Source organism: Vibrio sp. PSi01 (genome assembly GCF_054960695.1).
Genome location: NZ_JBHNYN010000013.1, coordinates 15,817 through 27,464, shown reverse-complemented (window position 1 = coordinate 27,464; position 11,648 = coordinate 15,817). Strand labels below are relative to the sequence as shown.

Annotated in this window: 7 protein-coding genes and 1 pseudogene; 5 read left to right on the top strand and 3 right to left on the bottom strand. The window is 44.7% G+C overall.

What is annotated here, in order from left to right; all coding sequences use genetic code 11:
- Window positions 1–104: 104 nt before the first annotated feature.
- A pseudogene (locus ACFI6G_RS16225) lies at window positions 105–191 on the top strand (methyl-accepting chemotaxis protein); the annotation flags it as partial.
- A gap of 222 nt (window positions 192–413) precedes the next feature.
- Window positions 414–1,568 carry a glycoside hydrolase family 5 protein gene (locus tag ACFI6G_RS16220; protein ID WP_052714407.1) on the top strand — a complete coding sequence of 385 codons (1,155 nt, stop codon included), beginning with the start codon at window positions 414–416 and terminating at the stop codon, window positions 1,566–1,568.
- 247 nt (window positions 1,569–1,815) lie between these two features.
- Here ACFI6G_RS16220 and ACFI6G_RS16215 read toward each other — a convergent pair whose 3' ends face one another.
- The 3 genes from ACFI6G_RS16215 to xylA form a co-directional block, all read right to left on the bottom strand.
- Window positions 1,816–2,868 carry a glycoside hydrolase family 43 protein gene (locus ACFI6G_RS16215; RefSeq protein WP_046209676.1) on the bottom strand — a complete coding sequence of 351 codons (1,053 nt, stop codon included), beginning with the start codon at window positions 2,866–2,868 and terminating at the stop codon, window positions 1,816–1,818.
- Window positions 2,869–3,129: 261 nt separating this feature from the next.
- Window positions 3,130–4,752, bottom strand: a complete 1,623-nt coding sequence (locus tag ACFI6G_RS16210) for a glycoside hydrolase family 43 protein (RefSeq protein WP_046209677.1) — start codon at window positions 4,750–4,752, stop codon at window positions 3,130–3,132.
- 86 nt (window positions 4,753–4,838) lie between these two features.
- The gene (gene xylA / locus ACFI6G_RS16205) at window positions 4,839–6,158 is read right to left on the bottom strand and encodes a xylose isomerase (RefSeq protein WP_261896563.1); all 1,320 of its coding nucleotides are present in this window, start codon (window positions 6,156–6,158) and stop codon (window positions 4,839–4,841) included.
- 342 nt (window positions 6,159–6,500) lie between these two features.
- On the opposite strand from xylA, the gene ACFI6G_RS16200 reads away from it, so the two are divergent.
- From ACFI6G_RS16200 to ACFI6G_RS16190, 3 genes are all read left to right on the top strand, one after another.
- Window positions 6,501–7,889: a glycoside-pentoside-hexuronide (GPH):cation symporter gene (locus ACFI6G_RS16200; protein ID WP_046209654.1), complete on the top strand. Its 1,389-nt coding sequence runs from the start codon at window positions 6,501–6,503 to the stop codon at window positions 7,887–7,889.
- Window positions 7,890–8,040: 151 nt separating this feature from the next.
- The gene (locus ACFI6G_RS16195) at window positions 8,041–9,141 is read left to right on the top strand and encodes a substrate-binding domain-containing protein (RefSeq protein ID WP_046209655.1); all 1,101 of its coding nucleotides are present in this window, start codon (window positions 8,041–8,043) and stop codon (window positions 9,139–9,141) included.
- A gap of 123 nt (window positions 9,142–9,264) precedes the next feature.
- On the top strand, window positions 9,265–11,628 hold the full coding sequence (locus ACFI6G_RS16190; protein WP_046209656.1) for a glycoside hydrolase family 3 N-terminal domain-containing protein: 2,364 nt from the start codon (window positions 9,265–9,267) through the stop codon (window positions 11,626–11,628).
- Window positions 11,629–11,648: the final 20 nt, after the last annotated feature.

Sequence of the window (11,648 nt, the reverse complement as noted above, 5' to 3'; positions counted from 1 at the left end):
TCTAACCTACCATGGTTAATGGATGCGTTAAGCCAACTAGATACAGAAGTGCAGCTTAATAAGGCGTTATTTGTAATTGATAAAGCGTCGCACAGTCGCGCGTTATTTGCAGTATTTTAGACGTGATCACCGTCATTACAGGGCAAGCCAACTTGTTGGCATTGAACGCGGCGATTGAAGCGGCGCGTGCTAGGACGTCGCGAAAGATCAAACCGACATTATTGCCGAGTTTCGTCATTAACCCCTTGTGTGATAGGCACCTCGCTTGCACATATAAACCATGAATTCTCGTGTCATGAAAGCATGATTGAATTCTTATTTATTCAAAATTATCAGTGTGCTGTGATAACTGCCACAAAGGAATAAAGGGCGGTGTGCTCCACTGGTAACAGAATAGTAATGGAGTAAGAACAGTGAAAATACGCAGCTTAATATCGTTGAGTGCAGTATTGGTAGGATTGTTATTCAATTCTGGGTGTGGTTCTTCAAGTGGAAGCTCTGAAGAAGCGCACGTGGTATTAAATGAAGCGTACTACAGCGACTTGTATGATTGGAATGAGACGAATGGATTAGCGCACAGCTTTTTAGGTCGTGGCATCAATATGGGAAACTACTTAGAGTCGCCTAATTACGAAGGTGAGTGGAATGCAAATCGACTGATTCAACCGAGTGACTTTGATAACATTCACAATGCAGGTTTTGCGAGTGTGAGAGTGCCAATTCGTTGGAGTGCGCATGCAATGGAAGGTGCACCTTATACGATAGAGCCAGTATTTTTAGCGCGAGTACAGCAAGTGGTTGATGAAGCTATTCAACAAGGGTTAAGAGTTATCATCAATACTCACCATTACGAAGAGCTGTTCTACAACCAAGGTGAATTTGAACTGCACCTAGCGCGTTTAAAAGCAATTTGGGCGCAATTAGCCGACCAATTTCCTCTTAGCCGTTACCCGCAAGATCAACTGGTGTTTGAGCTGTTGAATGAACCTCATGAAGTGGTTGGTGTTGATGAATGGAATATTCTGATTGATGACTTAGTCAGCGTGCTTTGGACTGATAAGGCGAGAGAGCAGAATAACGGCCTCGAACAACGTAAAATTATGGTAGGTACAGCCGATTGGGGCGGGCCATTTAAGTTGCCTGATTTGAATTTACCGGCTGCATGTAATGCCAGTAATACTATTATTACGGTTCATTTCTACGAACCCTTTAAGTTCACTCATCAAGGCGCCGATTGGACAGAAGGAGCCAGTGACTGGATAGGAACTCGATGGTTAGGCAGTGATGCTGAGCAACAAACCTTGTTTATGTACCTTGATGCTGTCGCGCAATGGAACGATCAACCAGGGCGTGAGTTCGAAGTGAATATTGGTGAATTTGGCGTATACAGCCAGTTTTCTAAAGCGGAAGATCAACGCGCTTGGACAGCGTTTATCGCGAGAGAATCAGAAAAACGTGGTTTTAGTTGGCACTACTGGGAATACAGTGCAGGATTTGGAGCATACGATGCGGAAGCAATGCAATGGCGCACGTCGCTCATTGAAGGATTGATTCCAACCGATCGTTAGTCATTGTGTTTTATCGATATCTTGATGAACAAAAGCGCCGAGTATAAGGAGATTTCTCTTAATACCCGGCGTTGTTTTATGTGTAGCTTATGTTGTGTGCGTTTAACGCTGCATGACTTAACTGAACTTTCGTTGAAGGTACTCAAGTTAAAGGTACGTTCTCTACAAGTGCTTAGGTTAATTGAACTAGCGTTAACTGTAATCGCGGCAACTGTACTTATTCGCAAACCACTTATAAATAAGCCCGTTAGTCGAAGTAGGGTTTGATGGTTTGAATGGAACCATCGGCATTGTGTGTTAATTCGGTCATTTTTATACTACGTAAGTGAGTTTGCCCGCCAGACAGTGAACTGTCGTGGTAAAACAAGAACCACTTTCCTTGGTATTGTGCAATGGAGTGATGAGTCGTCCAGCCCAATACGGGTTCTAAGATCACGCCTTGGTAGATAAAAGGGCCATATGGAGATTGGCTTGTGGCATACACGATATTGTGCGTATCGCCAGTCGAATACGAGAAGTAATAAGTACCTTCATGTTTATGTAACCACGGCCCTTCAAAATAACGGCGGTCAATATCACCAGCAGTGAGCAGTTTTCCGTGTTCATCTAAAATTTGAATTTCTTGAGCAGGCTCGGCTAAATTGAGCATGTCTTCACTCAGTTTAGCGACCAAAGGTAACAATGCTGGCTCATCGTCTGCTGGGTAAATCTCTTCACCGTATTCGCCATTTCGCCAGTTTTGTAACTGACCACCCCATAAGCCACCAAAATACATGTAGTACTGTTGGTCATCATCTGCGAACACGGCAGGGTCAATACTAAATGATCCATCAATGTGTGTGTCTTGTGGTTCAAATGGGCCTTCAGGACGATTGCTTACGGCAACGCCAATATGAAAGATGCCGTCGTAATTTTTGGCAGGAAAATACAGATAGTACTTGCCATCTTTTTCTGCGGCATCAGGTGCCCACATTTGACGTTCCGCCCATTTTACATCGTTAACGTCGAGTGCATTGCCATGATCGGTGGTTTTGCCAAACGGGCGATCAAGTGAAATAACATGGTAGTCACGCATGTCAAAATGGTCGCCATCATCATTTAATGGCTGTCCGGTCTCAACATCATGAGACGGGTAGATATAAATCTTGCCGTCAAATACATGAGCAGAAGGATCGGCAGTATACATGTGGGTGACGAGTGGTGAAGAAATAGGGTTAAGTTGGCTTGCGCGTTCTAAATCGCGAGCGGTGACAGCTTCAGCGTCACTCAATGGCGTAGCTTCAATGGTAGTTTCAGTCATGATGTTTACTCACTAAGTTTATAATTTAGTTAACGAATGTTTAAACCAGTATATCGGAGCTAACTCGCCACAAAATGGCGTTTATTTTCACGCGAATTACGTTTTTTCACTATTGTGATAAGCACTAGATCTCCGGTTTGACACCCAAATTACACGCTTATTGATATCGGGTTTGGCACTCAAAAAAGTGAGTGCTAAAGGGGGTAGTAATAGAAAATAAGTTGATGTAAGTCGGTGATTACTGGCTTTTGGAATGAATGTCTATAAAGGTTCTGTGTTTTCGCGGTACTCAAAGTAATCGAAGTCGGCGTGTTTGCCTTGCCCGGTAATATCGGCAGCGTAAAGAGCCGCGAATGTTCCCGTAAATCGGAAGATATCAGGGCCACCCTCATCTGACAGTGGTGTGCTGTTCAGTGCTGGGCCGATGTTGTGCCATGTGTCACCATTGAGTGAATAGCTAAACTGATACCACTGTTTATTAAGAGTGAGCCTCATCCATACAACGGAAGCATCGCCGATGGTCACTTCTGAGCCATATTCTTCATACTGATCGTTAATATTACCCACGATTTTCAACACACGTTGACCGCTGTTATTCGCGGTCATCTTCAAGAAATAGTGACCGTTTCGGGCGTAATAGGCGCACAATCCTGCCATTTCGTAGGGAGTGTTTGGAGCAAACTCCATTTTGGTTTCGGCGCTAGCATAGAAGGATTGGAATCGACGGGCGATCAAGCTCTGTTCATAACGAGAGCTAAGATAATGGCGACCCTTTAAACGTAGGTATCCAGGACGTTCAGTTAACGAACCCCATTGTTCGGTGAAAGGTTCGCGCAAGGTTTGATATTCAAGCCTTAAAGTGCTGTCATCAAATTCATCTCTTGCGTCTAACACTGGCCAAGGACAAGCAGCAAGATCGGGTGCTTGCACTTGAACCGCTGGGGTTTTCCCAGTAGACACGTAAGGCCATCCATTGTGCCAATGTGCTTTTTGAATTGCACTTTCTCGGCCAAGAATACAAAAGTTGTTGTCATATTTAGGAATGAACTGGTATCCCTCAGGGTTGGGTATACCGCGACCACACAGGTGCGTTAAATACCATTCACCTTGTTGTGTTTCTACTAAAAACCCATGGCCAGCTCGGCTAAGTTCTGCTTGCTCTTGAAAGCGGCTAGTGAGAATAGGGTTTTCGGGGTGGATTTCATAAGGCCCCAAAAGATTATTTGAACGGCAAACGGTGACAGCGTGATCGCGAGACGTACCGCCTTCAGCCGTGATCAAGTAGTAGTAACCTTCTTTTTTGAGCATCTGCGGGCCTTCAGTGCAACCTAACTGAGTTCCTTTGAAGATGTTCTGTGGCTTGCCAATTAGCGTGTTTTTGGCTGGGTCAAATTGCTGCATAACGATACCGCCGAAAAAGTTCTCGTTGGCACGTCCGTCCCATACCATATTCAGCATGTATTTCTTACCGTCATCATCGTGGAACATTGATGGATCAAAACCGTAGTTGCCAATTGATACAGGTTCGCTCCAAGGGCCTTCAATATTTTCTGCGGTAACAACAAAGCTTGGTGTTGCCATCCAGTTACCACCACGACACGAATGAACGTTGGAAAAGCAGACCCAAAATTTTCCATCTGAATAAGACAGTGCCGGGGCATAAACGCCTTCTGAATTATCCATTCCTTTCATATCTAATTGAGATGAACGAGTGAGCACGTGACCAATTAGCCGCCAATTCACCAAATCTTTAGAATGGTGGATTTGTATGCCGGGAAACCATTCGAAGGTAGAAGTAGCGATGTAATAATCATCGCCTACACGAACAATAGATGGGTCAGGGTTAAAGCCTTTTAGTACGGGGTTTTGAATGGTCAGTGTCATGATGATCTCGTTATCGTAGATATAAAAAAGTCCAAGTGATACTCCCCCTGAGAACACTTGGACTTGGTCTAAACAACGCCCAACAATTACTTGTAGATGAAGCCGTTGACAATATTTTCTAGATGTTCTTGTTGGCCAGATGCTTTAACCGGAGAAATGTTGCTGTCTACAGTATGCTTAGCTAGCGTTTCAAGGTTAAGGTCACCGTTTAGGATCTTCTTACCTAGGTCTTCGTTCCAACCCGCATAACGTTGAGCAATTTTCTTAGACAACACATCGTTTTCAATCATGTCGGCAGCGCGCTCTAAAGACAGTGCCATGGTGTCCATGCCGCCAATGTGGCCGTGGAACAAGTCTTCGCCATCAATAGAAGGGCGACGAACGCGAGCATCAAAGTTGAAGCCACCTGTGGTGAAACCACCTGCTTTAAGAATTTCGTACATCACTAACGTGTTTTCTTCCACGCTGTTCGGGAATTGGTCGGTATCCCAACCCAGTTGAGGGTCGCCACGGTTGGCATCAATAGAACCAAACAAGCCTAAAGACGTTGCGGTCGCAACTTCATGATGGAAACTGTGACCCGCAAGCGTGGCATGGTTCGCTTCAATGTTCACCTTGATTTCGTTCTCTAGGCCGAATTGTTTCAAGAAACCGTAAACCGTTGCGGTATCGTAATCGTATTGATGTTTGGTTGGCTCTTGTGGTTTAGGTTCAATTAAAATCGCACCCTTAAAGCCAATCTTATGTTTATGCTCAACCACCATCTGCATTAGGCGGCCTAACTGCTCGCGTTCTTGACGTAAGTCCGTGTTTAGTAGAGTTTCGTAGCCTTCACGACCACCCCATAAAACGTAGTTTTCGCCACCCAGGCGCTGAGTTGCGCCCATCGCGTTGAAAATTTGTGTTGCCGCGTAAGCGAATACTTTCGGATCAGGGTTAGTTCCCGCACCCGACATATAACGTGGGTTGGAGAAAGCGTTCGCCGTACCCCAAAGCAGTTTAAGGCCGGTTTCCGATTGCTTTTGTTCAAGCACATCGACCATTGCTTGGAAGTTGTTCACGTATTCCTTGATGGAGTTGCCTTCTGGTGCCACATCGGTGTCGTGGAAGCAGTAATAAGGAACATCGAGTTTAGAGAAGAAGTCGAACGCGGTATCGGCTTTCATTTTGGCCATTTCCATGGCGTCGCCATTTTTGTGCCAAGGGCGGTCGAACGTGCCAGCACCGAAAACATCAGAGCCCGGCCAGCAGAAGTTGTGCCAGTAGCAAGCTGCAAAACGAAGGTGGTCTTTCATGCTTTTGCCAAGGATCATTTTGTCGGCATCGTAATGACGGAAAGCAAGTGGATTTGAAGATTCAGTGCCTTCAAATTGTATTTTATTAATGTGTTTAAAGAAATCAGTCATAGCTAAAGTTCCAGTTAGTCGTTTAATCGTTGTGGACGTATTTCGTTAGCTATATTTTATTTTTTTCGTGGCCTCATCAATTATGTTTTTTGATACCAAATTTCTTGAATTTATTAAATGTGCTCAACCTCTCAAAAAACACTATTATTTATATTGATTAATCTTGGTTGTTTTTTTAACTCATTGATTTTTATGGTTCCAGTCGATTTCATTTGTTGGATTACCTGCGTTGAATCACACATAATAAATATCGTAATTACGTTACGATATTGAGCAAGTTGATAATTTTTTCCAAAGCTAGAAAAATAATAACCAGATAAATATTGTTCCTTGGAGAAAATAATGAATACGATAAAGTTATCGGTGAGAGAAAAGGTAGCTTACGGCTTAGGTGATACTGGTTGTAACTTTGTATGGCAAACCGTGATGCTCTTTCTTGCCTATTTTTATACCGATATTTATGGCCTATCGCCTGCGCATATGGGCACTATGTTTCTTCTTGTTCGTTTTATTGATGCGGTAACCGACCCTATTATGGGATCAATTGTGGACCGAACTCGTACCAAGCATGGTCGTTATCGCCCATATCTTCTATGGATGGCGGTTCCTTTCGGTGCGGCTTGTATGTTTGCATTTTATACGCCTGATGTCGGCGAAACTGGTAAAATTGCTTATGCGTACGCGTCGTATATTTTCCTCACCATTATGTATACCGCCATCAATGTACCTTATTGCGCAATGGCAAATGCTATGACCAATGATTCTAACGAGCGAACTTCACTGCAATCTTATCGATTCGCTTTAAGTACTGCTGGTGGATTGGTCGTGGCAATGGTGGCGCTTCCACTCGTGGATGTTATTGGTCAAGGTGATGTTCAAAAAGGTTACGTTGGCGCGATGGCTGTTATGGGCTTGGGTGCGATTGGTTTGTTTTTCATTTGCTTTGCCAACACAAAAGAACGATGTGTTCCTGAAGATGAAGCCAAACAATCTGTGGTTGAAGATCTAAAGCTGTTGATGAAAAACAATCAGTGGCGAGTGTTATTCATTGTGAATGTGGTTTTGCTTACCGGAGTCGTACTTAAAGGTGCTTCAACCATGTATTACGTGAATACCGTAATGGGAAGAGCGGATCTTGCCACCACATTCATGGTCGCAGGTATGTTGGCAAATATTGTGGGTGCAATGGCTTCTGCACCGTTACTCGGCAAATTTGATAAGCCTAAAATCTATCGCGTCTTAATTGTTGTTTCTAGCTTTTTGTCGGCACTATTGTTCTTAGTTGATCCAACGAATATTTATATGGTGTTTGCTCTAGTTATCATGTTGGGAGTGATTCAAATGAGTACTACGCCTATCTTGTGGAGCATGATGTCGGATGTGGTTGACTACGAGAAGACGCGCAGTAATCGCTCTTTGAGTGGCATGGTGTTTTCTACCAATTTGTTTGCGATTAAATTAGGTATTGCGATTGGTGGCGCTTCGGTGGGTTGGGTTTTAGCGGGTGCAGGTTATGTCGGCGGATCGGAAACCCAATCTGACCAAGTGGTCACTGCAATTAATCTGTTGTTTACGGTAATACCTGGCGTCATATTCGCTTCTTTGGCGATATTCATGATGTTCTATCGACTTGATAACAAGAAGCTTGATCAAATTAAAGCGCTTCTATTGCTTGATGCAAAAAAGAAGCAAGAACAAAAAGCGAGCGTGCATAACGCTGAGCTAGGATAAAACTCGCCTTGTGCCATCGAGCACAGAGCGGAACGACCTAACCCCCAGAGTTTATCGCTCCTGATGAACTCTTGTTGCCCCACTTAGTTGTGGGGCACTTTTGCTATCTGAAGGGAGCGATATTCCCCAGAGCATCATTGGAGAAAAAAGAGTGAAGACGTTGTTGTTGCTGTTAGACAGTATGATCTATTACGATCGCGAAATATTGAAAGGCATCAAGGCTAAAGTCGATGAGTCGAGCATCAAGGTAGAGCTTCATCTAGAGTGCTCATCAAATTTAGAATACATCTTGTCGCGCGACTGGGATTACGTTATCGCGGATTACGACAAACCGCATATTAATCACATCGTTGATTCATTGTCGGCAAAAGCCGTAGTGTACAGCAATCACCAAATTGAGGTGATTCCTTCTCGTTTATCTTCTGTGATTTTAGATAACAGAGGGTTAGCGATTACCGCATTGCAAGGGCTTGAAGCCACAGGGATTACAAGTGTCGGTTATTTTGCTAACCAACAAGATTGTGTGTTCCCGTGGAGTAAAGAGCGCCATGTTTCATTCAAACAAACTGCGCAAGCCGCGGGGCTTGCGGTTGTCGATGACGTAGAAAAAGCAATACACAACAAAGCGTTTCCGATGGGCGTGTATTGTTCATCTGATCGCTCAGCGCGCCGTCTTGCAAATTTGTGTCACACATTAGGTGTGAGCGTGCCCGAAGAGGTGTCGATCATCGGCACAGATTATGATGACACTGAGCGAATGTTATCGCCGATGCCTCTCAGTTCGGTTGAGCTCAACCCCGTCGAATTGGGCAAATTATGTGTAGAAACCTTACAGAAAACGCTGCGCTTCAAAAAACCGCACCATACCAAGTTCTCGTCGTATAAATTGATTCAAGGGCACACTACCATTTCGCAAGACAATGCTGACCAGATAGTCATTAAAGCGGAAGGGTATATTCGAAATCATTACCATCTCAATATCAAAATCAAACAGGTGACGGATCATTGTCGAGTGTCTCGTAAAACCTTGGATACGAGATTTTTGATCGCACATGGTGTGACGGCGCACCATTATGTAACGCGCCTTCGATTAGAAAAGGTAAAACAACTATTGTCTACAACATCTGAAAAACTGGACGTTATCGCCAAGCAGGTGGGTTACCCAAGTCAGTCTTATTTATCTCAAGTTTTCATTAAGCAATTTGGGCTCACTCCTATAGCATTTAGGAAAAATAACAACCGTTTTACTTGATTTCCCCCTCAACTGTTATGAATCTGGCAAGCGTCGTGTTGGATTTCGTAAGTGAGTTTTACCTTAACGTATTGAATATGAATTTCGGAGATAGTAACGCCATACATCATATAGAGGTGAACAATGGTGATTTACAAACAACCGGAATATTCAGTGGCACAGCGAGTGGAAGACTTATTGGCTCGCATGACGTTAGAAGAAAAAATAGCTCAACTCGGCGCGCAGTGGCTGCTGTTAGATGAAAATGGCGATCATAAAGAACGCGGTTTGGAAATGGTTTCTGGTACTGACTCGCGCAGTCTTGATGACAAAATCAAGCATGGCTTGGGCCAAATTACACGCGCACTTGGTACCCATACTGTTGATGCACAAGCGGGCGTTAAAGCGCTCAATAAGTTTCAGCAATATTTGGTTGAGCAAACGCGCTTAGGCATTCCTGCGATTCCTCACGAGGAATGTTTAGTGGGTTTAATGGCGCAAGGTGCAACGTTATATCCATCGTCACTAAACTATGGGCATACATGGAACCCGGCTTTGATTGAAGCTGCGGCAGCCGATATTGGCCGACAAGTTAAAATGGTTGGGGCAAAGCAAGGTTTAGCTCCCGTTCTTGATGTATCGCGTGATGTGCGGTGGGGAAGAACAGAAGAAACGTTAGGCGAAGACCCTTATCTCGCTGGTGTAATGGCAAGTCATTATGTGAGCGGCTTGCAAGGGCCAAACCGAGATGTGTTTGCCACACTCAAGCATTACGTTGGTCACTCAGCCAGTGAAGGCGCGCGTAATCACGCGCCTGTAAACCTTGGCTTTAAAGAACTCAACGATACGTTCATGTTGCCATTCGAAATGGCGGTCAAACTCGCTAATGCGGGTTCGGTAATGCCTGCGTACCATGATATTGACGGCGAACCTTGCCACGCTTCTCATCATTTATTGACGCAAGTGTTAAGAGAAGAGTGGGGCTTTGATGGGCTTGTTGTTGCGGATTATGGTGGCGTCGAATTGCTTGCATCGCACCATGCAATTGCAGAAAACAACGCACAAGCGGCGGCGCTTGCATTCAATGCGGGTTTAGACATCGAACTTCCTGACGATGCCTGCGCGGAACGCCTCACTAACGCCATTGATCAAGGCCTTATTTCAATTGAAAAAATCGACGAAATTGTGGCTAGGATCTTAAGCGTTAAATTCGAAATGGGTTTGTTCGAAAATCCCTATTGCGAAGTTCCTACTACGCCTTTACACACGGAATCTAGCCGTGAACTCGCTTATCAAATCGCGAGTGAATCCATAGTGCTGCTCAAAAATGACGGTACCTTGCCTCTTAATACCCAAACGACACTCGGTTTGGTAGGCGCGACGGTTGACGATCAACTAGCGTTGTTAGGAGGCTACAGTTTCCCAGTACATCTAATTTTGAGCGAATCTGATAGCGATGAACAAGTGTCTAAAACCTTGTTGAACATCTTCCAACAACAGTTTGAATCGGTGAATTATCATAAAGGCTGCGATATATTAACTGAGCGTCACGCCAATGCGCCTGTTTTCCCAGGAGATGTTGACCTTGCGATTGGTCAAGCGATGACATCACCAATTAGCCAAGATACCTCTCATATCGCGGGTGCGGTTGATGTCGCGATAAACAGCGATGTGGTCGTAGCTTGTGTTGGCGACCTTGCTGGGTTGTTCCAAACTGGAACTGTAGGTGAAGGTTCTGATACCGACTCGCTAATGTTGCCAGGTGTGCAGCAACAGATGCTCGACGAACTACTGGACACGGGCAAACCGATTGTTGTGCTCGTTACCGGAGGTCGACCATATCAACTAGGAAGAGCAGAAGAGGAAGCCGCTGCAATCGTGTATGGCTGGGCTCCGGGGCAAGAGGGCGCAAGCGCTATATGCGATGTCATTTCGGGTAAAGTGAACCCAAGTGGTCGCTTAACCTTATCCATTCCAAAGAACGTTGGAGCTGTGCCATACTTCTATAATCACAAGCTAAAGAGTGCGGGTACCCCGATTGCTTACCACTTTGGTTCGGCATACAACTTTGGCTATGGCCTCAGTTACACCCAGTTTGATTACGCCAATGTATCGCTCAATTGTGATGAGGTGACATTCGACGATATGATCGAAATGAGCGTTGAGGTGACCAACAGTGGTAGCCGCGATGGTGCAGAAGTCGTGCAGTTGTATGTGCGCGATAAAATTTGCTCAGTGGTTCGCCCTGTCAAGGAACTAAAAGGGTTCAACAAAGTATCGATTCAAGCTGGTCAAACAAAATCAGTGATGTTCCGTTTACCGGTCGATATGCTTAACTTTACTGATGGTCAGCACCGCCGTGTGGTTGAAGGCGGTGAGTTTGAACTGATGATAGGGCGTTCGTCGAGTCAAATAGAACATCGTGCTACCGTAAAAGTTCAAGGTGGCAAGCACGTGCTTCCTAAAAACTGGAAGATGGTCTGTGAGGTAGAAGAGTTGTTGCTGTAATTTCAGTCGCAGTCAAATTT

Bases quoted from the DNA above. Each gene is read 5' to 3' on its own strand.
- ACFI6G_RS16215 (WP_046209676.1), bottom strand. From the start codon at position 2,868: ATGACTGAAACTACCATTGAAGCTACGCCATTGAGTGACGCTGAAGCT.
- ACFI6G_RS16210 (WP_046209677.1), bottom strand. From the start codon at position 4,752: ATGACACTGACCATTCAAAACCCCGTACTAAAAGGCTTTAACCCTGAC.
- xylA (WP_261896563.1), bottom strand. From the start codon at position 6,158: ATGACTGATTTCTTTAAACACATTAATAAAATACAATTTGAAGGCACT.
- ACFI6G_RS16200 (WP_046209654.1), top strand. From the start codon at position 6,501: ATGAATACGATAAAGTTATCGGTGAGAGAAAAGGTAGCTTACGGCTTA.
- ACFI6G_RS16190 (WP_046209656.1), top strand. From the start codon at position 9,265: ATGGTGATTTACAAACAACCGGAATATTCAGTGGCACAGCGAGTGGAA.